The sequence below is a fragment of the Elioraea thermophila (ex Habib et al. 2022) genome, assembly GCF_003336755.1.
Lineage (GTDB): Bacteria > Pseudomonadota > Alphaproteobacteria > Acetobacterales > Acetobacteraceae > Elioraea > Elioraea thermophila.
This window is the reverse complement of sequence record NZ_QMDI01000013.1, coordinates 74,666-97,747: the sequence shown is the minus strand read 5'-3', so window position 1 is coordinate 97,747 and position 23,082 is coordinate 74,666. Positions and strand designations below refer to the sequence as shown.

At 71.0% G+C, this 23,082-nt stretch carries 22 protein-coding genes and 2 tRNA genes; 20 read left to right on the top strand and 4 right to left on the bottom strand.

Annotated elements, in window-relative coordinates; genetic code table 11:
* Positions 1-19 precede the first annotated feature (19 nt).
* On the top strand, positions 20-571 hold the full coding sequence (locus DWB05_RS14075; protein ID WP_114377925.1) for a gamma carbonic anhydrase family protein: 552 nt from the start codon (positions 20-22) through the stop codon (positions 569-571).
* Positions 568-1,116, top strand: coding sequence for a hypothetical protein (locus DWB05_RS14070; RefSeq protein ID WP_114377843.1), 549 nt, complete (start codon positions 568-570; stop codon positions 1,114-1,116). Before DWB05_RS14075 ends, DWB05_RS14070 begins: the two co-directional genes overlap by 4 nt.
* A 20-nt stretch (positions 1,117-1,136) precedes the next feature.
* Here the strand turns inward: DWB05_RS14070 and DWB05_RS14065 are convergent, their stop codons facing one another.
* Positions 1,137-2,933 carry a class I poly(R)-hydroxyalkanoic acid synthase gene (locus tag DWB05_RS14065; RefSeq protein WP_114377842.1) on the bottom strand — a complete coding sequence of 599 codons (1,797 nt, stop codon included), beginning with the start codon at positions 2,931-2,933 and terminating at the stop codon, positions 1,137-1,139.
* Between the two features lie 43 nt (positions 2,934-2,976).
* Between DWB05_RS14065 and DWB05_RS15265 the strand changes: the two genes are divergently transcribed.
* The 15 genes from DWB05_RS15265 (at position 2,977) to DWB05_RS13990 (ending at position 18,219) form a co-directional block, all read left to right on the top strand.
* Positions 2,977-4,074 (top strand): OmpA family protein, encoded by a 1,098-nt coding sequence (locus DWB05_RS15265; protein WP_114377841.1) that lies wholly within the window; start codon positions 2,977-2,979, stop codon positions 4,072-4,074.
* 68 nt (positions 4,075-4,142) lie between these two features.
* Positions 4,143-5,369: an LL-diaminopimelate aminotransferase gene (locus DWB05_RS14055; protein ID WP_114377840.1), complete on the top strand. Its 1,227-nt coding sequence runs from the start codon at positions 4,143-4,145 to the stop codon at positions 5,367-5,369.
* Positions 5,366-6,661 carry a homoserine dehydrogenase gene (locus tag DWB05_RS14050; RefSeq protein ID WP_114377839.1) on the top strand — a complete coding sequence of 432 codons (1,296 nt, stop codon included), beginning with the start codon at positions 5,366-5,368 and terminating at the stop codon, positions 6,659-6,661. The genes DWB05_RS14055 and DWB05_RS14050 overlap by 4 nt, the downstream gene beginning before the upstream one ends.
* 38 nt (positions 6,662-6,699) lie before the next feature.
* Entirely contained in the window at positions 6,700-7,725 is a 1,026-nt protein-coding gene (glpX, locus tag DWB05_RS14045) for a class II fructose-bisphosphatase (protein WP_114377838.1), read from the top strand.
* 7 nt (positions 7,726-7,732) lie between these two features.
* Complete coding sequence (gene recJ / locus DWB05_RS14040; protein ID WP_157967216.1) at positions 7,733-9,496, top strand: single-stranded-DNA-specific exonuclease RecJ; 1,764 nt, start codon at positions 7,733-7,735, stop codon at positions 9,494-9,496.
* A 50-nt stretch (positions 9,497-9,546) separates the two neighbouring features.
* Positions 9,547-9,622 (top strand) — tRNA-Glu (locus DWB05_RS14035).
* 99 nt (positions 9,623-9,721) lie between these two features.
* Positions 9,722-10,894, top strand: a complete 1,173-nt coding sequence (gene pobA, locus DWB05_RS14030; RefSeq protein WP_114377836.1) for a 4-hydroxybenzoate 3-monooxygenase — start codon at positions 9,722-9,724, stop codon at positions 10,892-10,894.
* Positions 10,872-11,603, top strand: a complete 732-nt coding sequence (gene pcaH / locus DWB05_RS14025; RefSeq protein ID WP_114377835.1) for a protocatechuate 3,4-dioxygenase subunit beta — start codon at positions 10,872-10,874, stop codon at positions 11,601-11,603. The genes pobA and pcaH overlap by 23 nt, the downstream gene beginning before the upstream one ends.
* Complete coding sequence (gene pcaG, locus DWB05_RS14020; protein WP_114377834.1) at positions 11,603-12,169, top strand: protocatechuate 3,4-dioxygenase subunit alpha; 567 nt, start codon at positions 11,603-11,605, stop codon at positions 12,167-12,169. Before pcaH ends, pcaG begins: the two co-directional genes overlap by 1 nt.
* A gap of 42 nt (positions 12,170-12,211) precedes the next feature.
* On the top strand, positions 12,212-13,057 hold the full coding sequence (locus DWB05_RS14015; RefSeq protein ID WP_114377833.1) for a 3-oxoadipate:acetyl-CoA acetyltransferase: 846 nt from the start codon (positions 12,212-12,214) through the stop codon (positions 13,055-13,057).
* A 22-nt stretch (positions 13,058-13,079) separates the two neighbouring features.
* The gene (locus tag DWB05_RS14010) at positions 13,080-14,441 is read left to right on the top strand and encodes a lyase family protein (protein ID WP_157967215.1); all 1,362 of its coding nucleotides are present in this window, start codon (positions 13,080-13,082) and stop codon (positions 14,439-14,441) included.
* Positions 14,438-15,217: an alpha/beta fold hydrolase gene (locus DWB05_RS14005; RefSeq protein WP_114377831.1), complete on the top strand. Its 780-nt coding sequence runs from the start codon at positions 14,438-14,440 to the stop codon at positions 15,215-15,217. Before DWB05_RS14010 ends, DWB05_RS14005 begins: the two co-directional genes overlap by 4 nt.
* Positions 15,218-15,286: 69 nt before the next feature.
* Positions 15,287-16,345 (top strand): TRAP transporter substrate-binding protein, encoded by a 1,059-nt coding sequence (locus tag DWB05_RS14000; protein WP_114377830.1) that lies wholly within the window; start codon positions 15,287-15,289, stop codon positions 16,343-16,345.
* Between the two features lie 45 nt (positions 16,346-16,390).
* On the top strand, positions 16,391-16,894 hold the full coding sequence (locus tag DWB05_RS13995) for a TRAP transporter small permease (RefSeq protein WP_114377829.1): 504 nt from the start codon (positions 16,391-16,393) through the stop codon (positions 16,892-16,894).
* A 5-nt stretch (positions 16,895-16,899) separates the two neighbouring features.
* Positions 16,900-18,219, top strand: a complete 1,320-nt coding sequence (locus DWB05_RS13990; RefSeq protein ID WP_114377924.1) for a TRAP transporter large permease — start codon at positions 16,900-16,902, stop codon at positions 18,217-18,219.
* A gap of 8 nt (positions 18,220-18,227) precedes the next feature.
* Here DWB05_RS13990 and mbfA read toward each other — a convergent pair whose 3' ends face one another.
* Complete coding sequence (mbfA, locus tag DWB05_RS13985) at positions 18,228-19,217, bottom strand: iron exporter MbfA (RefSeq protein WP_114377828.1); 990 nt, start codon at positions 19,215-19,217, stop codon at positions 18,228-18,230.
* Positions 19,218-19,433: 216 nt separating this feature from the next.
* Between mbfA and DWB05_RS15410 the strand changes: the two genes are divergently transcribed.
* From DWB05_RS15410 to DWB05_RS13975, 3 genes are all read left to right on the top strand, one after another.
* Entirely contained in the window at positions 19,434-19,682 is a 249-nt protein-coding gene (locus DWB05_RS15410; protein ID WP_456298234.1) for a hypothetical protein, read from the top strand.
* Positions 19,683-19,688: 6 nt separating this feature from the next.
* Positions 19,689-20,036 (top strand): ABC transporter permease subunit, encoded by a 348-nt coding sequence (locus tag DWB05_RS15405; protein WP_456298236.1) that lies wholly within the window; start codon positions 19,689-19,691, stop codon positions 20,034-20,036.
* A 182-nt stretch (positions 20,037-20,218) separates the two neighbouring features.
* Complete coding sequence (locus DWB05_RS13975) at positions 20,219-21,232, top strand: AAA-associated domain-containing protein (RefSeq protein WP_198669188.1); 1,014 nt, start codon at positions 20,219-20,221, stop codon at positions 21,230-21,232.
* Between the two features lie 86 nt (positions 21,233-21,318).
* Here the strand turns inward: DWB05_RS13975 and DWB05_RS13970 are convergent.
* Positions 21,319-21,412 (bottom strand) — tRNA-Ser (locus tag DWB05_RS13970).
* Between the two features lie 218 nt (positions 21,413-21,630).
* Positions 21,631-23,082: an Asp-tRNA(Asn)/Glu-tRNA(Gln) amidotransferase subunit GatB gene (gatB, locus tag DWB05_RS13965; protein ID WP_114377827.1), complete on the bottom strand. Its 1,452-nt coding sequence runs from the start codon at positions 23,080-23,082 to the stop codon at positions 21,631-21,633.

The window sequence follows — 23,082 nt, the reverse complement described above, 5'->3', positions numbered from 1 at the left end:
TGGTGGGCAGGAGACGATGATGCAAGGGCCGCTCTACCCCTTCGCGGGCAAGCTGCCGGAGGTCGACCCCACCGCCTGGATCGCGCCCACCGCGGCGGTGATCGGCGACGTGGTTGTCGGGCCAGCGAGCTCGATCTGGTTCCACTGCGTGGTGCGCGGCGACGTCAACCGCGTGCGCATCGGTGCGCGCACCAACGTGCAGGACGGCACCATCATCCACGTCAACCGCGAAACCCACCCGTGCCTGATCGGCGACGAGGTGACGATCGGCCACATGGCGATCGTGCATGCCTGCACGCTGGAGGACAGGGCGTTCGTCGGCATGGGGGCGATCGTGCTGGATGGCGCGGTGATCGAGGAAGGCGGGATGCTCGCCGCCGGCGGCGTGCTGCCGCCCGGCAAGGTGATCCCCAAGGGCGAGCTGTGGGCCGGGGCGCCGGCGCAGTTCATGCGCAAGCTGGATCGGCCGACCGACGCCTTCTTCGCGAAAACGGCGCCTCACTACGCCGATCTGGCTTCCCGCTACCGGATGGAGTATCGCGCGCGCGCCCTGAGTAAGGCGGCGGAATGATCCGGCGGCGGGTCGTTCTTGTCGCACCGGCGCTCGCCGCCCTCGCCGCCTGCGGAGGGGAGCCCGTGGAAAGCATCGTCATCCCGCCCGGCGTGTTCCAGGGCGCAGCCGATCCCCTGTTCCAGGCGGCGGAGAATGCGTTCCACCTGCTCGTCGCCCGCCCGCACGCGTTGATCGACCGGCCGGCGAACGCGGCCTATGCGCTCCTGATGTACGAGATCGCCACCGTCGAGGCGTCGTCCGGCCGGATGGCCGATCGCTGGCCGGGGCGGCTGTTGCGCGAGGCACGGCCAAATCTGCGCGCGGCGGCGGCGATCGCGTCGGAAGCGACTGCGCAGGCGGTGGTCGATGCGTTGTGGGCCGCCACCCAAGCCTTGCGGCGCGGCGACGAGGCGGCGGCGCGCGCCGCCTTCGCTCCTCCCGTCTCGCCGGACCCGACCGCGACGCGCGAGCGCTTGCAGCGCTTCGAGGTTCCCCGCCAGGTCGTGCGGCCGCTGCGCGAACTCCGGCTCGCTCTCGAGCGCGAGGCGGGTCCGCCGCGCTGAGGTCTCGCTTCGAGCGCGGCCTACTGTGCGGTGACGCGCACGTAACTGCCGGGCGCGGGTTCCAGTACCGGCAGTTCGCCCTCACCGGGCGTGCGCGCCTTCACCTTGGCGCGCGACAACCCGGCCACCCAACGCTGCCAATCCGGCCACCAGGAGCCGGCGAGTTCGGTCGCGCCAGCGAGCCAGGCTTCAGGGTCGGGCGGCAAGTCCGTGTTCACCCAGTGGCTGTACTTGCCGGCCTCTGGCGGATTGACCACGCCGGCGATGTGGCCCGAGGCGGCGAGCACGAAGCGCTTCTTGCCGGAATAGATCTGTGTCGCCTTGTAACAGGCCTTCCACGGCGCGATGTGGTCCTCGCGCGTGGCCAGGATGTAGGTCGGCACGGCGATCCTGCGCAGGTCGATCGGCGTGCCGGCAAGCGTGATGCCGCCCGGTTCGACCAGCTTGTTCTCCTGGTACATCTTGCGCAGGTAGAACGAATGCATCGCCGCCGGCATGCGGGTCGAGTCGGAATTCCAATAGAGCAGGTCGAACGGGAACGGCTCCTGCCCGAGCAGATAGTTGTTCACCACGAACGACCAGATCAGGTCGTTGGCGCGCAGCATGTTGAAGGTCACCGCCATCTCGTGCCCGTCGAGATAGCCGCGCTTGTTCATCGTCTCCTCGAGCGCCTTCAGCTGCTCCTCGTCGATGAACACCAAGAGTTCGCCCGCTTCCGAGAAATCGACCAGCGTGGTGAAAAAGGTGGCGGAGCGGATTCGCGCATCCTCCTTCGCCGCCATGTGCGCGAGCGTGCAGGCGAGCAGCGTGCCGCCCAGGCAATAGCCGATGGCGTTGACGTCCGTCTCGCCGGTCGCCTTGCGGATGGCCTCCAGCGCGGCGAGCGGCCCTTCCAGCATGTAGTCCTCGAAGGTCTTCTGCGCGAGCCGCTCGTCCGGGTTCACCCAGGAAATGCAGAACACCGTGTGGCCTTGCGAGACCGCCCAGCGGATGAAGCTGTTCTTCGGCCGCAGGTCGAGGATGTAGTACTTGTTGATCCAGGGCGGGATGATGAGGAGGGGGCGCTTGAGGACCTCCTCCGTGGCGGGGGCGTACTGGATGAGCTCGATCAGGTCGTTGCGGTAGATCACCGAACCGGGCGTGGTGGCGATGTTCTCGCCCACCTTGAACGCCTCGTAATCGGTCATCTTGATCTGCAGCCGGCCCTTGCCGCGTTCGAGGTCGGCGAGCAGGTTGTTGAGGCCGCGCACCAGATTTTCCCCGCCCGTCTCGATCGTGCGGCGCAAAACCTCCGGGTTGGTCAGGACGAAATTGGTCGGGGCCATCGCATCGACGAACTGGCGCGTGTAGAAGTCGATTTTCTGCGCCGTCTTCTCGTCCAGCCCCTCCACTTGCTTCACCAGCGACTGGATGTAGCGGGCGGAGAGGAGGTAGGACTGCTTGATGAAGTCGAAGATCTCGTTCTCGTGCCAGTCCTCGTGGCGGAAGCGACGGTCGCCGGGCGGCGGCGTGACGACGGGCTCGGCTTCGGCGCCGAGCAGCCGGCGCGCCGTGTTCTGCCACAGCAGCATGTAGTCCTGCCAGAACGCGACCTGCGCCTGCATCAGCGCCACCGGGTTGGCCATCAGCCGGGCGGTCATTTCCAGGAAGGCGCCGCCGATGTTGAGCGGATCGAATCCCGGCAAAGTCCCGTTGCCCTGGCGCTTGAGGAACTCCATCACGATGCGCTGGCTACGGCGCGCGATGTCCGCCATGTTGCGCGTCAGCAGGGCGGGGTCGGGCATCTTGAAGGCCTGGGCGGCCTTGTCCTCTGCCATCGCGTTGAGCGTCCTTGTCCCGGATCGGCCGCGGAGATGAGGAATGTCGAAGGACCCTAGTGCCGCGCGGAGGTGCGATCAAGCAAGGGGGCGCGGGCGTTGCCGGCGCGCGCCCATCGCATGGCTCGTCCTTCTGCTGACCACCGGCTGCGGCCCGCGGCTCGATCCGATCGAGCAGGTGCGCGTGCTCGGCGGGCGTCCGTCGCTTGCCGGCCTGCCGGAGGTGCCGGGTGCGGATCGTCCGTTCCCCAATCTCGGCACGGTGCCGGCCCGCCCGGTGCCGCCGTCGGCGGAGGAGCGGCGGCGGGTGGCCGAAGCGCTGGTGGCGGATCGGGAAAATGCACGGCACACCGGGGCACCGCGCCGCCCGCCCGGCGCGACGCCGCTCCCCGCCGCGGCCGAAACGGCGGGGCCGCTCGGCTTCCGCGCCGAGCCCGAGGGCATCGTCGGTCCTGTCGTGCCTGACCCGTTGGTTGTCGCCCCGCCCTCTCCGCCGCCGATCGCCGGCGCGCCGTCGGCTGCCGTCGCTGCTTCAGCGCGCGAGGCTGCCGCGCCACCCGTTACCGTAGCACCGACGGTGACCTCGCCTCCGCCCGTGCCGGACATTCCGCCCGCCCCGCCGCCGCCGGCCCGGCTCGAGGCGGATCCCGCCCCCCTCGCGCCCCCGTCGCCTGTCCAGCCCTCGCCAGCATCCGCAAGGCCGGCACCGCCCATGGCCCCGTCCCCTGTGCCCCCGCCGCCGGCGGACCTGTCACCCCGCGCGGCCGCTGCCACGCCCACGCCCGATCCTTCCGTCATCGTCGACCGCTCCGTCCTGCCGCCGGCAGCGACGCCGGTCGCGGTGCGGCCGAGCGCCACCGGTTCCGGCGCGGCCATCGCCTTCGCCCGCGGCTCCGCCGTCCTGCCGCCCGGCGAGCGCGACACGCTGCTGGCCATCGCCCGCACGCGCGGGGCGGCGGGGCTGCGCGTCATCGGCTTTCTCGACGCGGCCGGCGAGGATCACGGGCTTGCGCTGGCGCGCGCTCAGGCCGTCGCCCAGGCGTTGCGGGCGGCCGGCGTTCCGGCGGAGGCGGTGGAGATCGCGGCCGAATCCCGCCCGGGTCCTGCCGGTCGCGGCGCCGAGGTCCGGCTGATATACTGAAGGTCCAGGTTGACGAGTCGGGTCCGGCTGTGGCCCTCCGACCCGAGAGAGCCCCGGAACCGAAGCGCATGCCCTCCGCCCAGAGCGAATTCCACCGCATCCGTCGCCTTCCCCCGTACGTCTTCGCCGAGGTGAACCGGCTGAAGGCGGAGGCGCGCGCTCGCGGCGAGGACGTGATCGATCTCGGCATGGGCAACCCGGACAGCGCCGCACCGCCGCATGTGGTCGCCAAGCTCGTCGAGACGGTGGCCGACCCGCGCGCGCACCGCTATTCGGTCTCCCGCGGCATCCCGGGACTGCGCCGCGCGCTCGCCGGCTACTACGCCCGCCGCTTCGGCGTCGCCCTCGACCCCGAGACGGAGGTCTGCGTCACCCTCGGCTCGAAGGAAGGGCTCGCCAACCTCGCGCAGGCCATCACCTCACCGGGCGACGTCATTCTCGTCCCCAACCCCTCCTATCCCATCCACCAGTTCGGCTTCGTCATCGCCGGTGCTGCGGTGCGCTCCATCCCGCACGAGCCCGGCGAGGAGATGCTGCGTGCGCTGGATCGCGCGGTGATCCACTCCGTGCCGAAGCCGACCGCGCTGATCGTCAATTTCCCCTCCAACCCGACCGCGCTCACCGCCTCGCTCGACTTCTACCGCGAGGTCGTTGCCTTCGCCCGCCGGCACGAGGTGTTCGTCATCTCCGATCTCGCCTACGCCGAGATCTATTTCGAGGGCGAACCGCCACCCTCCATCCTCGCCGTGCCGGGGGCGAAGGACATCGCCGTCGAGTTCACTTCGATGTCGAAGACCTACTCGATGGCGGGCTGGCGCATCGGTTTCGCCGCCGGCAACCCGCGGCTGATCGCCGCTCTCGCCCGGGTGAAGTCCTATCTCGACTACGGCGCCTTCACCCCGATTCAGGTCGCCGCCGTCGCCGCCCTGAACGGGCCGCAGGACTGCGTGGAGCAGATGCGCGCGCTTTATCGCGAACGGCGCGATGTGCTGATCCGCGGCCTTGCCGCTGCCGGCTGGGAAGTTCCCGCCCCCGCCGCTTCGATGTTCGCCTGGGCGCCGATCCCGCCGCGCTTCCGCCATCTGGGCAGTCTCGAATTCGCCAAGCTCCTGCTCGATCGCGCCAAGGTTGCGGTCAGCCCCGGTGTCGGTTTCGGCGAGCATGGCGATGGGCACGTGCGCATCGCGCTCGTCGAGAACACGCAGCGCATCCGCCAGGCCTGCCGGGCCATCCGCGCCTTCCTGCAGGGCACGAACGCGCCGGCCATGTCCTCCGAGGTCGAGACGGCGGCATGAGCGGGGCTCCCCTGCGCGTCGGCCTCGCCGGACTCGGCACGGTGGGGGCAGCGACCCTCGGCCTGTTGCGCGCGAACGCGGAACTGATCGCGGCGCGGGCGGGCCGGCCGATCGTGCCGGTCGCCGTCTCCGCGCGCGATCGCGGCAAGGATCGCGGCGTGGCGCTTGACGGGCTCGCCTGGTTCCAGGATCCGGTGGCGCTCGCCCGCGACGCCTCGGTCGAGGTCCTGGTCGAAGTGATCGGCGGGGCGGATGGTCCGGCGCGCGCGGCGGTCGAGGCCGCGCTCGACGCCGGCAAGCCGGTGGTGACGGCGAACAAGGCGATGCTCGCCCTGCACGGCGCCGACCTCGCTGCGCGGGCGGAACGAACAGGGGCGGCGCTCGCCTTCGAGGCGGCGGTCGCCGGCGGCATTCCGGCCATCAAGGCGTTGCGCGAAGGCCTCGCCGCCAACCGCGTGCTGCGCATCGCCGGCATCCTGAACGGCACCTCCAACTACATTCTCACTGCCATGCGCGACACGGGCCGCGCCTTCGCCGAGGTGCTGGCCGAGGCGCAGGCGCTCGGCTACGCCGAGGCCGATCCCTCTTTCGACATCGACGGGGTGGATGCCGCACACAAGCTCGCCATTCTCGCTGGCCTCGCTTTCGGCCGCCCGCTCGACTTCGCCTCGCTCTCCGTCGAGGGGATCCGACGGATTACCGATCTCGACATCCGTTTCGCCCGCGACCTCGGCTACGTCATCCGTCTGGTCGGCATCGCGGAGGAAACCAACGAGGGGGTGGCGGCGCGCGTCCATCCCGCCCTCGTGCCCGAAGCCTCGCCCTTCGCGCATGTCGACGGCGTGTTCAATGCGGTGATGATCGAAGGCGATCATGCCGGCCGCGTCATCCTGGAAGGTCGTGGCGCCGGCGGGGGGCCGACGGCGTCGGCGGTGGTCGCCGATCTGATCGACATCGCGCGCGGCCGGCGTACGCCGACCTGGGGACGCAGTGCGGTGGGCCTCGAGCCCGCGGCCGCCGTTCCCATCGCGCATCGCCGCGGGGCGGCGTACCTGCGTCTGATGGTGGTGGACCGCCCGGGCGTGATCGCAGAGGTCTCGGCCGTGCTGCGCGACCATGCGGTGAGCCTGGAGAGCATGCTGCAGCGTGGTCGCTCGCCCGGCGAGACGGTTCCCGTTGTGCTGACGACGCATCCGTGCGAGGAGGCGGCGTTCGCCGCGGCGGTGGCCCGCATCGCCTCGCTGGAGGCGGTGGTCGAGCCGCCGACCGTGATCAGGATCGAAACCCTCTGAACGGGGTGGATCACAAGGTTCGGGAAGGAAACGATCTCATGAGCGACACGGCCACTTCCGCGCGCGTCTTCGCCGCCGGCGGCAACGCGCCCGATGCCCGCCACATCGACCGCAACCTCGCCCTCGAACTGGTCCGCGTCACCGAGGCCGCGGCCCTCGCCGCCTCGCGCCTGATGGGGCGGGGCGACGAGAAGGCGGCCGATCAGGCGGCGGTGGACGCGATGCGGCGGGCCTTCGACACGGTGGCGATCGACGGCACGGTGGTGATCGGCGAGGGCGAGCGCGACGAGGCGCCGATGCTCTACATCGGCGAGAAGGTCGGCTGCGGCGGCATGAAGGCCGACATCGCGCTCGACCCGCTCGAGGGAACGACGATCACCGCCAAGGGCGGCAACAATGCGCTCGCCGTGGTCGCACTCGCCGAGGCCGGCAACTTCCTCAATGCGCCTGACGTCTACATGGAAAAGATCGCCGTCGGCGGCGGTCTGCCGGAGGGCATCGTCGATCTCGACGAAACCCCGGAGCGCAACCTGAAGGAGGTGGCGAAGGCGAAGGGCATGGAAGTGTCCGACCTCGTCGTCTGCATCCTCGATCGGCCGCGGCATGCGGAACTGATCAAGGCGGTGCGCGCCGCCGGAGCACGCATCATGCTGATCAGCGACGGCGACGTTTCGGGCGTGATCGCGACGAGCCAGCCCGAGAGCGGCATCGACGTCTACATGGGCACGGGCGGCGCGCCGGAAGGCGTGCTCGCCGCCGCCGCGCTTCGCTGCATCGGCGGCCAGATCCAGGGCCGGCTCGTCTTCCGCAACGAGGAGGAGAAGGCCCGCGCGCGGCGGATGGGCATCACCGACCTCTCGCGCAAGTACACGACGGAGGAGATGGCCCGCGGCGACGTGATGTTCGCCGCGACGGGCGTGACCAACGGCACCATGCTGCGCGGCGTGCGCCGCTTCGGCGGTGGCGCGATCACTCATTCGCTGGTGATGCGCTCCAAGTCCGGCACGGTGCGCTACATCGAGGCGCACCACAACTTCAACCGCAAGCTGTGGATGGGCGGCTGAGGCGATCGTGCGCGGCGGTCAGGCGGGGAGCGACGTCCGATCCTTCTCCGGGCGACCCTGGCAGGACTGCACCGCCGATCCCGACACCACTCTGCGCTTCGCGCAGCGTCACGGCCTGCCGGAGCTGCTCGCCGGTGTGATCGTCGCGCGCGGCGTGGCGGAGGCCGACCTCGCGCGTCATCTCGCGCCGCGGCTGAAGGACTGGCTGCCCGACCCGTCCTCCTTGCCCGGCATGGACGCGCTCGCCGATCGTCTCGCCTGGGCGGCGCGGCGCGAAGAGACCATCGCCCTGTTCGGCGACTACGACGTCGACGGTCAGGCGGCCGTCGCCCTTCTTGCGCGGTTCCTCGCCGGCCTCGGCGTCCGCGTGCTGCACGCCGTGCCGCATCGTCTGCGCGACGGCTACGGGCCGAACGAGCGCGCCTTCCGTGAGCTGGTCGCCGCCGGGGCGAGGGCGATCGTCTGTCTCGACTGCGGATCGAACGCGCCGGGACCGATCGCCGCGATCGCGCCCGAGGCGGACGTGCTGGTGCTCGATCACCACCGCTGCGATGGACCGCCGCCGGGCGTTTTCGCCCACGTCAATCCGAATGCGCCGCCACGCGACCCAGCCCTCGGCACGCTGTGCGCGAGCGGGCTCGCCTTTCTTGCCGCCGTCGCGATCAACCGGGCGCTCCGGCAAGCGGGCTCGTCGCGCGCGGTCGGCAACGAGCTTGTGCTTGATCTCGTCGATCTCGTGGCACTCGCCACCGTGGCCGACGTGATGCCGCTCGTCGGCCTCAACCGGGCCTTCGTCGCGCGCGGGGTGGAGGCGATGCGGCGCAGCCCTCGGGCCGGCCTCGCGGCGCTGGCGGCCGTCGCCGGCGTCGGCATCGAGACGATCGATACGGAAGCGATCGGCTACGCCTTGGCGCCGCGGCTGAACGCCGCCGGGCGGCTCGATGACGCGGGGCTCGGTGTCGCCCTCTTGCTTGCGGATGACGCGCGCGAGGCGCAGGCGCTGGCGCAACGGCTCGATCGGCTAAACCGCGACCGGCAGGCGATCGAGGCGGCGGTGGTGGAGGCTGCCTTTGCCGAGGCTGAACGCCAAGTGGAGGCGGGCCGATCGGTGCTGGTGGTGGCCGGAGCTGGCTGGCACCCCGGCGTGGTCGGCATCGTCGCCGGCAGGGTGCGCGAACGCTTCGGCCGCCCTGCGCTCGCCCTGGCGTTGGAGGGCGAGAGGGCGGTGGGCTCGGGGCGGTCCGTGCCGGGCTTCGATCTCGGGGCGGCCATTGCGGCGCTGGTGCGCGAGGGCATCGCGCTGAAGGGCGGCGGCCACGCCGCGGCCGCCGGGGTGACGCTGCCGGCCTCGCGGCTCCAATGCTTGGCCGAGGCGCTCGACGCTGCCTGGGGAGCCGAGGGCGAGGTGCGGGAGCCCGTGGTGATCGAAGGCCGCTGCCGGGTTGAGGGTGCGACGTCGGAGGCGGTGCAGGCTCTGGCGAGGCTTGGGCCCTTCGGCCTCGGCAACGCGGAGCCGCTGGTCGAGGTGGCTGGGCGGGTCGCGGCGGTCAGCGCGGTCGGCGGGTCGGGGGCGCATCTGCGCGTCGTGCTGGAAGGCGAGAGCGGGCGCCGCGTCGAGGCGATCGCCTTCCGCTGCGGTGGTACGGCGCTGGCGCAGGGGCTTGCGGCGGCCCGCGGCGGCTTGGTCCGCGCTGTCGGGGCGTTGCGGCCGGACCGTTTCCGCGGCGGCGAGGCGGTCGGCTTGCGCCTCGTTGATGCCGCGTTGCCTTGACCGCGCTTGCATCCCCGGCGCGGCCGCGCTAGGCGGCGGTGCCGAGCAGCGTCCCGTTCGTCTAGAGGCCTAGGACTCGGCCCTTTCAAGGCCGCAACACGGGTTCGAATCCCGTACGGGACGCCACCTCAGGACGACCGGCCGGCCCTCCTGGCGGCTCTGCGTCGGCCGGCTATCCTCTCGACCGACGCACGCGCGAGAACGCGCAGCAGGGAACAGGGGACGGTGCGAACCGACGTCTGCATCATCGGCGCCGGGCCGGCGGGGCTCATATCGGCAGCCCTGCTCGCCGAAGCCGGAATCGAGACCATCATCGTCGAACACCGCGCGCGCGATTACGTGCTGCAGCGCGTGCGGGCCGGCGTGCTCGAGCAGTCGACCGTCGAGACCCTGCGCCGGCTTGGCGCCGCGGCGCGTCTCGACCGCGAGGGCCTCGTGCACGAGGGCTTCGTGCTTGCCTTCGGCGAGACGATGGTGCGGATCGCCTTCCCCGATCTCGTCCCCGGCCGTCATGTGACCGTGTACGGGCAGACGGAGGTGGTGCGTGACTTGATCGCGCATCGGGAGGCGGCCGGTCTGCCGCTCCTGTTCGAGACGGAGGCGGTGGCGATCGAGAACCTGGATGCGGCGCCCCGCGTCGTCTGTCGCCGCGCGGGCGAGACGATCGTCCTCTCCTGCCGCCTCGTGCTGGGCTGCGACGGCTTCCATGGCCTCGCTCGGCGGGCCCTGCCGGCCGAGGCGATCAGGACCTACGAGATCGCCTATCCGTTCGGCTGGCTCGGCCTGCTGGCCGACGTCCCTCCGGCGCACGGGGAGCTCGTCTACGCCGCTTCCGACCGGGGCTTCGCCCTCTGTTCCCTGCGCTCGCCCACGCGAAGCCGCTACTACGTCCAGGTCGCCGCCGGTGAGCGTCTCGAGGACTGGACCGAGGAGCGGTTCTGGGCCGAGCTTCGCCGTCGCTTGCCGGCCGAGATCGCGGCGCGCGTCACGGCAGGGCCGGCGATCGAGCGTTCGATCGCGCCGTTGCGAAGTTTCGTCGCCGAACCGATGCGCGTGGGCCGCCTCCTTTTGCTCGGCGATGCGGCGCACGTCGTGCCGCCGACGGGGGCGAAGGGCCTCAATCTCGCCGCCGCCGATGCCTGGTACGCCGCGCGTGCCGCCATCCGCTTCCTGCGCGAGGGCGACGAGACCGCGCTCGACGCGTACTCGGCCATAGCGCTGGCGCGGGTCTGGCGAACCGAGCGCTTCTCGTGGATGATGACGCGGCTCATGCACAGCTTCCCTGACCTCGCGCCGTTCGAGGCGAAGATGCAGGAGGCGGAACGCGCCTACGTCGCCGCCTCGCGCGCCGCCCGCACCGTGATCGCCGAGAACTATGTCGGACTCCCGCTCGACTGACGCCGGCCTCCCCCCGCTTGCTCCGCGCGATCGCGCCGCCAATCCGGCCTGGATCGACCCCGGATACCGCTCGACGGCGCGGCGCGGCCCGCGCGAGCCGCTCGTTGCGGTTCCTCCGCTCGCCGCGCTCGTGCCGGCACCGGATCTTTCCGACGTCGTGGTCACCGAGATCGATGCCGATCTGACGCGCAACGGCCGCATCAATGGCGAGCCGGTGGGCGAGCGCATCATCGTCGCGGGGCGCGTGCTCGACGAGGAGGGGCGCGCGGTTGCGGACACCATCGTCGAGCTCTGGCAGGCGAACGCGGCGGGCCGCTACCGCCACCCGGTGGACGATCATGACGCGCCGCTCGATCCCAACTTCCTCGGCGTGGGTCGCTGCCGGACCGATGCCGAGGGGCGCTACCGTTTCGTCACCATCCGGCCGGGGGCCTATCCGTGGCGCAACCACCCCAACGCCTGGCGGCCGGCGCATCTGCATTTCGCCCTGTTCGGGCGGCATTTCGCCGACCGTCTCGTCACCCAGATGTATTTTCCGGGCGACCCGCTGCTTGCCTTCGACCCGATCTTCCGCAGCGTGCCGGAGCATGCCCGCGAACGGCTGATCGCGCGGTTCGATCTCAGCCTCACCGTCGAGGGCTACGCCCTCGGCTTCGCCTTCGACTTCGTCCTGCGCGGGCCGGCCGCCACCCCGTGGGAGACCACGTGATGGCGCGCGCCAACCGGCTCGGGCAGACGCCGACGCAGACGGTCGGCCCCTATTTCGCGATCGGGCTGGCGCCGCACCGCATCGGCCTGCCCTTCCTTCCCCTCGCCACGGAGGAGATCGCGACCGACGAGGCCGAAGGCGAACCCCTGGTGCTCATGGGCCGGGTGCTCGACGGCGATGGCGCCCCCGTCTCCGACGCCCTGATCGAGGCGCGCCAACGCGATGCCCGCGGTGGCTGGGAGCCGGGACGAGGCTTCCGCGGCTACGGCCGGGCGGCGACGGACAGGGATGGGTGTTTCCGCTTCCGCACCGTTCGTCCCGGCGTTGCCGCCGGCGACGAGGCGCCGCATCTCTGGCTGATCGTGCAGGCGCGGGGCTTGCTCGGCCCGCTGGTGACCCGCGTCCATTTCGCGGACGAGGCGGAACGGAACGCGCGCGATCCGATCTTGCTCGCCGTGCCGCCCGCGCGACGCGCAACCCTCCTCGCAGACAAGCTCGCCCCCGGACGCTACCGCTTCGACATCCGGCTGCAGGGCGAGAACGAGACGGTGTTCTTCGACCTCTGAGCGCGAGGCCGAGCGGTCGGAAACGCGACAAGAAAGGCGCCGATGGCAGAAGCGACACCTTGCATCATCACGGTGGCGATCACCGGGTCGCTGCCGCAGAAATCCGACAATCCCGCGGTGCCGATCTCGATCGCCGAGCAGATCGAGTCCACCCACGAGGCGTTCGAGGCGGGTGCGACGCTGGTGCACGCCCATGTGCGCGACGATCAGGGCCGCCCGACCTCGGACCCCGAGCGCTTTGCGCGGCTGATGGAGGGGATCCGCAAGCACTGCCCGGGCATGATCATCCAGCTCTCCACCGGCGGGCGCTCCGGGACGGGGCGCGAGCGCGGCGGCATGATCCCCCTCCGCCCCGACATGTGCTCGCTGGCGACGGGCTCCTGCAACTTCCCCACGCGCGTGTACGAGAACGACCCCGAGCTGATCGACTGGCTCGCCGCCGAGATGCTGCGATACGGCGTCAAGCCCGAGATCGAGGTGTTCGACCTCGCCATGCTGTTCAACGCGGTGGCGATGGCGGAGGCAGGCAAGATCGTTCGGCCGCTGCACGTGCAGTTCGTCATGGGGGTGAAGAACGCGCTGCCGGCGGACCGCGAGACCTTCGAGTTCCTCGTCCGCACGCTGGCGCGGCTCGCTCCCGACGCCACCTGGACCGGCGCGGGGATCGGGCGCAACCAGATCGTGCTGAACCGCTGGTCGCTCGAGCTCGGCGGGCACTGCCGGACGGGGCTCGAGGACAACGTCCGGCTCGATCGCGAGACGCTCGCACCCTCCAACGCCGCTCTGGTGCGCCGCGTGGTCGCGCTCTGCGGCGAATATGGCCGGCGGCCGGCGACGGTGGCCGAGGCGCGGGCCATCCTTCGCCTGCCAGCCGCGCCGGTCGCCTGAGCCGCAGAGCCCTCTGCCGCGCGTGATCGGGGACTCCCTCCTCAACGCCGTCGTCGTCGAGCCGCGGATGGCGGCGATCTGGTCAGATCGCTCGCTTCTCGCTGCCATGCTCGAGGTGGAGGCAGCGCTGGCGGAGGCGCAGGCCGCGTTCGGCCTCGCCCCGATGGGGCTCGCCGATGCGATCCGGGCCGTGCCGGCGGAGGCGTTCGATCTCGCCGCCATCGCCGAGGGTGCACGGCGCTCCGCCGTGCCGACCATCGCCTTCCTCGCCCAACTCGAGGCCCGACTGCCGTCGGATCTCGCCTGGGCTCTGCATCGCGGCGCCACCAGCCAGGATCTGCTCGACACCGCTCTCTCGCTGCTGATCCGCCGATCGTTCCGCCTGCTTGCCGAAGACCTTTCTGCCGCGCTCGACGGTTTCGCTGCGCTGGCGGAACGCTACGCCCATCTCCTCTGTCTCGGGCGCACCTACGGCCAGGCGGCAGCGCCGATCACCTTCGGCGCCCGTGTCGGGCAGTGGGCGGCGGGGCTTGCCGAGCCGGCGTCGGAGCTGCCCGAGCTGCTCCGCCTTGTGACCGCGGTGTCGCTCGGCGGGCCGGTCGGCATCGCCGCGGCCTACGGCGACGCCGCGCCCGACCTGACCGCCCGGTTCGCCGCTCTCCTCGGCCTCGCTGCCGAGCCGCTTGCCTGGCACGCGCGGCGCTGGCGCATCGCGCGCACGGGCACTTGGCTCGCTGGCCTCATCGGCACGGCGGCAAAGATCGCGCGCGACCTCGCCGAGCTTCGTTCCGATGCCGTCGGCGAGGTGATCGTGCGCACCGGCGAGGGCCGCGGCGGCTCCTCGGCGATGCCGCACAAGCGCAACCCTGCCGGCGAGAGCGCAATCCTGGCCGCTCATCATCTCGCGCCCGGTCTCGCCTCCGCCCTGATCGCGGCGACGGCCGTGGCGGAGGAGCGCGGCGGCGGCGGTTGGCAGGCGGAGTGGCAGGCCCTGCCGGCCTTGTTTTCGCTTGCGGCGCGCGCGAGTGCCGAGCTCGCCCGGCTCGCCGCCGCAGGAGAGCCCGACGGGGAGCGTATGCGTGCCAACCTCGCTGCCGCTCGCGGCCTCGTCTTCGCCGACCGGGCGGCGGAGGCGCTCGCCCCTCGGCTCGGGCGCAAGAGGGCGGCGGAGGCGGTGGCGCGGGCGGCGGACATGGTACGCTCGGGCGCGGCCGGCACGCTCGAAGACGCCCTGCGCGCGGCCGGCCATGCCGAGGCGGCGGAGGCCTGCACGCCGGACGCGGCATCGGCAGCGGGTGCCCGCAGCGCAATCGCGGCGGCGCGCCGGGTGAGGGATGTCGCCTCGGCGTTGCGCCGAGTCGCGGGGGAGGGGAGGGAGGAATGACCACCGACACGTCGCTCGTTCTCCATCACCGTCTGGACGGACCGGACGATGCGCCGCTGGCCGTCTTCGCCAACTCCCTCGGCGCCGACCTGCACATGTGGCGGGAGGTGATCGGCCGGGCTTCCATGCGGTTCCGCTGCCTTCGCTTCGACAAGCCGGGGCACGGCGCATCTCCGCCGGCGCCCGGGCTGACCCTCGAGGCGATCGCAGACCGCGTGGCGGAACTGATCGCGGAGAACGGAGGGCGAGCCTTTTTCGTCGGTTTGTCCATCGGTGGCCTCATCGGCCAACTGCTGCTGCGGCGCGCGCCCGAGCGTCTGATCGCGGTGGTGCTGATCGCCACCGCTGCGCACATCCCCTCGCCCGAGACGTGGGAGGAGAGGGCACGCGTGGTGGAGCGCGACGGGCTCGGCGCGATCGTGGATGCCGTGATGGGGCGCTGGTTCACGCCCGGCTTCGCCGCGCGCGAGCCCGAACGCGTGGCAGAGGTGCGCGAGGCGTTCCTGCGCGTCGATCCCGCCAGCTACGCCGCCTGTTGCCGCGCCATCGGCCGCTTCGACCTGCGCGGCACGCGTCCGCCGCGCCATGTGCCGACGCTGGTCGTCTCGGCGTCCGAGGATCCGGCGACGCCACCGGCGCTGGGCGAGGCGCTGGCGGCCGATCTCGGTGCCGACTTCATGCTGCTGCGCCGCGCTGCCCACCTCGTGCCGATCGAGCGGGACGCGCCGGTGGCGAGCCTGCTCACTTGGATGGAGGAAGGGGGCATGCGCGCCTGACGGTAAGGCGTTGCGGACGCTCCCGGAGCATGGTTTAGAGCCGGCAAGAAACGAAGCAGGAGACGGACCATGACGAAAGGCGTGGGCCTTGCACGGCGCGGACTGATTGCCGGTGCCCTGGCCGCACCGGCGCTCCTGCGCCCCACCGCTGCGCGCGCCCAGGAAGTCACGCTGCGGCTGCATCACTTCCTCGGCCCCGTCAGCAACGTGCACCGCAACTTCCTCGTCCCCTGGGCGCAGAAGATCCAGGCCGAGAGCGGCGGGCGTCTGCGCGTGCAGATCTTCCCCGCCATGCAACTGGGCGGGGCCCCGCCGCAGCTCTACGACCAGGCGCGCGACGGGGTGGTGGACATCGTCTGGACCCTGCCCGGCAACACGCCCGGGCGCTTCCCGCGCATCGAGGTGTTCGAACTGCCCTTCGTGCCGCACCGCCAGTCCTACGTGAACGCGCTCGCCGTGCAGCGCTTCTTCGAACGCCGCCTGCGCGAGGAGTTCGCCGACACCCACATCCTGTGCGCCTGGGGCCACGACCATGGCGTGATCCACGCGCGCAAGCCGGTGCGCACGATGGAGGATCTGCGGGGCCTCAAGCTGCGCTTTCCGACCCGCCAGGCGGGCGAGGCCCTGCGCGCGCTCGGCGCCTCCCCGGTCGGCATGCCGATCCCGCAGGTGCCCGAAGCCCTCTCCCAAGGCGTGATCGACGGCGCGGTGGTGCCGTGGGAGGTGGTGCCCGCCATTCGTCTGCACGAGATGGTTCGCCACCACACCGAAATTCCGGGCAGCCCCACGCTCTACATCGCCACCTTCGTGCTGGCGATGAACCGTGCGCGCTACGACTCCCTGCCCGCCGACCTGCGCGCGGTGCTGGATCGCAACTCCGGCGAGGCCGCGGCCGAGATGGCCTCCAAGGTGTGGGACGAGCAGGGTCCCGTGGTGGTGGAACAGGTGCGCCGGCGCGGCAACGAGATCGTCAGCATCACCGAGGAGGAGCGCCTCCGTTGGCAGCGCGCGACCGAGCCGGTGATCGACGCCTGGGTGCGCGCGATGCGCGAGCGCAACATCGACGGCGGGGCGCTGCTCGAGGAGGCGCGCGCGCTGATCAGCGAGATCGGCCGCGGGCGGGCGTGACGACCTTCGGCTGAGCGCGGTCGGGTCGGCGAAGCGGGAAGCGGCGTGCGCAAGGGAGTGCGGACGCCCGGTGCAGCAAGCCTGCCCGGCTTGGTCGCGCGCCATGTCGCGGTGGCGGGCGGGGTCGTCCTGGTCGCCGCCGCATTGCTCACTTGCGCAAGCGTGCTCCGTCGCTGGCTCGATGGCCGCGCCATCCGCGGCGACTTCGAACTCGTCTCGCTCGCTTCCGCCATCGCGCTCTTCGTCGCCTTCGCCTTCGCCGCCTCGCGCGGCGCCAATGTCGCGGTGACGAGCTTCACCGTCTGGCTTCCCGAACGGCTGCAGCGCGCGATCGACACGGTGTGGCTGCTGGTCTGGGCTGGCGTGTGCTTCCTGCTCGCCGAGCGCCTGTTCGTCACGGCCACCGAACTCCATCGCACCGGCACGGTGACGATGGCGCTCGGCATGTCGACCTGGTGGGTGGCCGGCATCGGCTCGGCCGCCTTCGCGCTGGCGGGTCTTGCCGCCCTCGTCCGCCCCTTCGTCGCTTCGCACGATCCCCGCCATTGACCGGCGTGCCGCCTGAGATCCTGGCCGCGCTCGAGGGCTTCGCCGCCCTCCTGGTCTTGATCGTGCTGCGCTGTCCGATCGCGCTCGCCATGCTGCTCGTCGGCGGTGTGGGCTACGCGCAGATCGCGGGCTGGCCGATCCTGCTCAATTACCTCAAGGGCACGCCGTACCACCTGTTCGCTAACTACACCCTCTCCGTCATCCCCCTCTTCGTCCTGATGGGCGCGATCGCCGAGCGGGCAGGTCTCGCCGGTGATCTGTTCGCTGCCGCCGAATCCCTGTTCGGGCGTAGGCGCGGCGGGCCGGCGATCGCGGTCATCGTCGCCTGCGGGGCCTTCGGTGCCGTCTGCGGCTCTTCCGTCGCCACCACGGCGACCTTCGCGCGCGCCGCGCTGCCGGAACTGCGCCGTCTCGGCTACGCGCCGGGCTTCGCCACCGGCCTCGTTTCGGCGGGCGGAACCCTGGGCATCCTGATTCCGCCGTCGGTAATCCTCGTCATCTACGCGATCGTCACGGAACAGAACATCGCCCGCCTCTTCCTCGCCGCGCTCCTGCCCGGCCTGCTCGCGGTGCTTCTCTACGCTCTCGCGGTTTCGCTGACGGTGCGGCTGCGGCCGGAACTCGCGGGAGAGGGCGAGGGCAGGGGGGACCGCGCGGCCCTGCGCCGCGTTCTGCCCGTGCTCGGGGTCGGCGTCATCGTCCTGGGCGGCATCTACGGCGGCGTGTTTACGCCGACCGAAGGCGCGTCCGTCGGCGCGGTCGCGGTCCTGCTGGTGGCCCTCGCACGGCGCGGCTTCGGGCTCTGGGGCTTGGCCGAAGCCTTGCGCGCCACCGCCGAGACCTCGGGGATGATCTTCGCCATCCTGCTCGGCGCCAACGTGTTCAACGCATTCCTCGCGCTCACCCAGGCGCCGGACGTGCTGCAGTTCTGGCTGGAGGGGCTCGACGTTTCGCCCGTTGCCGTGCTGGTCGCGATCCTTGCCCTCTACATCCTGCTCGGCGCGGTGATGGACGAGCTGGCGATGATCCTGCTCACGCTGCCGGTGTTCTTTCCGCTCGTTGTTGCGCTCGACTTCGGGCTGACGCGGGATGAGGTCGCGATCTGGTTCGGTGTGCTGGTGCTGATCGTGGTCGGCATGGGGCTGATTTCGCCGCCCGTGGGTCTGAACGTGTTCGTGGCCGGTGGCATCGCGCGCGACGTGGCGCTGCCGCGGATCTTCGCCGGCGTGTTGCCGTTCCTGGCTGCGGATGCGCTGAAGCTCGCGCTCTGCGTCGCGCTGCCGTCGCTGTCGCTTGGCCTGGTCCGCGCCGTCGGCGGAGGCTGAATGCCCGCTCAGCCGCCGCCGATCAGGATCCCCGCCGCCAGCACCAGGCTGCCGCCGAGCACGACCTGGAACACCGCCCTTCGCCAGGGCGTTTCCATGTAGCGATTCTGGATCCAGGCGATCGCCCAGAGCTCGACGAAGACGATGGCGAGCGCAATGACGGTGGCGGTCCAGAAATGCGGGATCAGGTAGGGCAGGGCGTGGCCCAGCCCGCCGATCGTCGTCATCACGCCGCAGGAAAGCCCGCGCTTCACCGGTGAGCCCCGGCCCGACAGCTTGCCGTCGTCGTGCGCGGCCTCGGTGAAGCCCATGGAGATGCCGGCGCCGACCGAAGCCGAGAGCCCGACCAGGAACGTCGTCCACGGGTCCTGGGTGGCGAAGGCGGTGGCGAAGATGGGGGCGAGGGTGGAGACCGAGCCGTCCATCAGCCCCGCCAGGCCCGGTTGCACCCAGGTCAGGATGAACTGCCGGCGCGCGGCGAGGTCCTCCTCGGAAGCGGCCCCGCTCGCCCGCAGCTCCTCCGTCATCGCCTCGACGTCGCGCTCGTGCCGGGCTTCCTCGGCGGCGAGGTCGCCGAGCAGGGCGCGCACCTCGGCATCCGTCGTCCGCGCTGCCGCTTGGCGATAGAAGCGCTCGGCCTCGCGCTCCATCGCCGCCGCCTCGGCGCGGATGCGATCGAGCGGCAGGTTCTCCACCAGCCAGACGGGGCGGCGGTCGTAAAAGTCGGCGACGTGCTCCCGCCGGATGGGCAGGATCAGGTCGCCGAAGCGGGCGCGATAGAGGTCGATCAGCCGCCGCCGGTGCGCGTCCTCCTCTGCCGCCATCGCCTCGAACATCCCGGCGGTGGCGGGGTAGGAGTCGCGAAGACGCTTGGCGTAGAGCGCGTAGATGCGGGAGTCCTCCTCCTCGGCGGAGATGGCGAGAGCGAGGATCTCTTCTGCCGAAAGGGTATCGAACCGTCGGCGGCCGGAGAACGGCCAGGAGAACACGCCGCGCATCTTGGCTCCTTCGCTCGATCGCTCCGTCTTGCTGTGCTTACGAAATCGTGTCCGGCGTGGCGACCTCCAGATAGGCCGGACTGAGCCGCCTTGGACGAAGGACGCAACGCTATCGGCGCGGCGGCTCGAACTGCTGGCGTCCCGTCAGTCCGTCCGAGCGCGTCGGATGCTGCCGGCCTGCGATGCACGGGCTGGCGGCGGCCGCATGTTCCCTGCATGAGACCATCCAGCCTTCAAGCCCTTCCAGCACGCTTCCCGACCCGGGCCGACCTCGTCGCGGTGATCCTCGTCTTCGCTGCCCTGGTGGTAGTGGCCGAAGCAAGCCGCGAGGCCCTGCAGCCCCTGCCGGAAGCGGGTCTCGCGGCGATCCGGCTCTCCGCCACCTCCCTGCCGGCCTACGCGGTGCAGACGGTGGTGCGCAGGCTCGCCGCGCCTGCGCTCTCCCTCCTGTTCACCTTCACCTAGGCGCCGCTGGCGGCGAAGAGCGCCTTCGCCGAGCGCCTCCTGACCCCCTTGCTCGACATCCTGCAGTCGGTGCCGATCCTCGGCTTCATCTCGGTCACCGTGACGTTCTTCCTCTCCCTCACGCCCGGCCGCATGGCGGGGGCGGAGTTCGCCGCGATCTTCGCCATCTTCACCAGTCAGGCCTGGAACATGGTGTTCGGCTTCCACCAGTCGCTGCGCACCGTGCCGGAGGAACTGGCGGAGGCGGCGCGGAGCTTCCGGCTGTCGGCCTGGGCGCGGTTCTGGCGCCTCGAGGTGCCGTTCGCCGTGCCGCAACTGGTCGCCAACATGATGATGTCGATGTCGGGCGGCTGATTCTTCGTCGTCGCATCGGAGGCGATCACCGTCGGCGAAACCACGATCACCCTGCCGGGCATCGGCTCCTTCATCGCGGCGGCGATCGCCGCGCGCGACCTTGCCGCCATCCTCTGGGCGCTGGCGGCTATGCTGGTGGTCATCCTCCTGTACGATCAGCGCCTGTTTCGCCCCCTCGTCGCTTGGTCGGAACGGTTTCGCCTCGACACGACGGCCGGCGCGCCAACGCCGCGATCGACCTGATCGGGCTTGACGGCTTCGACTCCGCCTATCCGCGCGAACTCTCGTGCGGCATGCGCCAGCGGGTCGGCTTCGCGCGCGCGTTCGTCGTCCATCCGGCCGTGCTGCTGATGGACGAGCCGTTCTCCGCCCTCGACGTGTTGACGGCGGAGACGTTGCGCGGCGACTTCCTCGACCTGTGGTCGGATGGAAGGCTGCCGATCCGCGGGGTGGTGCTGGTCACGCACGACATCGAGGAGGCGGTGCTGACGTGCGACCGCGTTCTCGTCTTCGGCAGTCACCCGGGGCGGATCGTCGACGAGGTCGCGATCGTGCTGCCTCGTCCGCGCGATCGGCTCGATCCTGCGTTCCGCGAGGTGGTGGAGCGGCTCTACGTCGCGCTCACCGAACAGGAGGTGCCCGGCCGAACGGGCCGTGCCGCGACCGATCACTTGCCGGGCTCCGGCATCGGGATCGTGCTGCCGCGGGTGTCGTCGAACCTGCTCGCCGGCCTTGCCGAGACGCTGGCCCGGCCCCCTATGGCGGCGAGGCCGACCTGCCGGTGCTGGCATCGGCGCTGCACCTTACGATCGACGACCTCTTCCCGATCGCCGAGACGCTGCAAATGCTGCGTTGCCGAGGTGGCCGGCGGCGACGTGCGGCTCACCGAAGCCGGGCGGCAGTTCGCCCCCGCCGGCACGGAGGAGCGCAAACGGCTCTTCCGCCGCCACTTGCTCGCCTACGTGCCGCTTGCCGGCCATATCCGCCGCGTCCTCGACGAACGCCCGAATCATGGGGCGCCGTGGACACGCTTCGCCGACGAACTGGAGGATCACATGTCGCCACAAGCGGCAGCGGAGAGCCTGCGCGCCGTCATCGGCTGGGGACGCTTTGCCGAGGCGTTCGCCTACGACGACCAAACTCGCCAGTTCAGCCTGGATGACCCCGGGGCGAAGGACGCGGGGGCCGAAGGCTAAGCGGCGTGCGCCGCACACGACCGCCCTGGGTGATCGGAATCCAATCCCCTCGGCGCCGTCGGTTCGGGCTGAACGGTAGGACGGAGTGGCGGAGGGGATGGGATTCGAACCCACGGTACGGGCTTACACCCGTACAACGGTTTAGCAAACCGCCGCCTTCAGCCACTCGGCCACCCCTCCGCCGTGAGTGGCACGCCCACGGCGTATGCGACAACCGCTTGTAGAGACCGCCGGCCGGAGCGTCAACGAACCGCCGCCGCCCCCGGCACGCCAACGCCGTGAGATCGGGAAGGACGCTCGCGGCCCGCTTCCCTCGAACGAGCCCCCAAGCTCGGCCGACCATCGCCGCTCCCGACCGTCGGCGGGTCTCGCTCCTCTGATGGGAGGGACGGCGAGGCTCAGCCGAGTGCGCGCTTCAGCACCTCGTTCACGAGCGCCGGATTGCCCTTGCCACCCATCGCCTTCATCACCTGACCGACGAAGAAGCCGAACAGCTTCTCCTTGCCGGCCTTGTACTCCGCAACCTTGTCGGCGTTGGCGGCGAGCACCTGAGCGACCGCCGCCTCGATCGCGCCCGTATCCTTCACCTGGCGCAGCCCCTTGGCGTCGACGATGGCGGCGGGGTCGGCCCCCGTCTCGACCATGTCCTCGAACACCTGCTTGGCGATCCGGCCCGAAATCGTCTCGTCTGCGATCAGATCAAGCAGACGCCCCAAGGCCTCGGCGGAGACGGGCGAGGTCTCGATCGTCCGCCCCGTTCGGTTCAGCGCCGCGAACAGGTCGCCCATCACCCAGTTGGCGGCGAGCTTGGGGTCGCGCCCTCGTGCCACCGCCTCGAAGAAGTCGGCCGTCGCGCGCTCAGCCACCAGAACCCGGGCATCGTAGGCGGAAAGCCCGTACTCGCGCTGGAAGCGCTCGGCCTTCGCGTCCGGCAGTTCGGGCAAAGTGCGGCGGAGCTCTTCCACCCACGCGGCGTCGAGTTCGAGCGGCAAGAGGTCGGGGTCGGGGAAGTAGCGGTAGTCGTGGGCGTGCTCCTTCGACCGCATCGGTCGGGTGACGCCGCGCGCCGGGTCGAAGAGGCGCGTCTCCTGCGCCACTTCGCCGCCCGACTCCCACACCTCGACCTGGCGCCGCGCCTCCGCCTCCACCGCCTGCATGACGAAGCGGATGGAGTTGACGTTCTTCACCTCGCAGCGCGTGCGGTAGCCCTCGCCCGGCCGGCGGACGGAGACGTTCACGTCCGCCCGCAGCGAGCCCTCCTCCATGTTGCCGTCGCAGGTGCCGAGATAGCGCAGGATCTGGCGCAGCTTCGTCAGATATGCCCCGGCCTCCTCGGGGCTGCGGATGTCGGGTTCGGAAACGATCTCCATCAGCGCCACGCCGGCGCGGTTGAGGTCGATGTAGGACTTCGTCGGGTGCTGGTCGTGCAGCGACTTGCCTGCGTCCTGTTCCAGATGAAGGCGCGTGATGCCGATGCGGCGCGTCCTGCCGTCCGCAAGCTCGATGGTGATCTCGCCGCGACCGACGATCGGGTGCTGGTACTGGCTGATCTGATAGCCGGCCGGCAGATCGGCGTAGAAGTAGTTCTTGCGGTCGAAGCGCGACCAGAGATTGATCTGCGCGTTCAGCCCCAGCCCGGTGCGGATCGCCTGCGCGATGCACTCGCGGTTCGGCACCGGCAGCATCCCCGGAAAGGCGGCATCGACGAAGCTGACCTGGGTGTTCGGCGCCGCGCCGAAGGCCGTCGCCGCCCCCGAGAACAGTTTCGATTTCGAGATCACCTGCGCATGCACCTCAAGCCCGCAGACGATCTCCCATGGACCCGTCCGCCCTTCGATCACGTAGCCCAT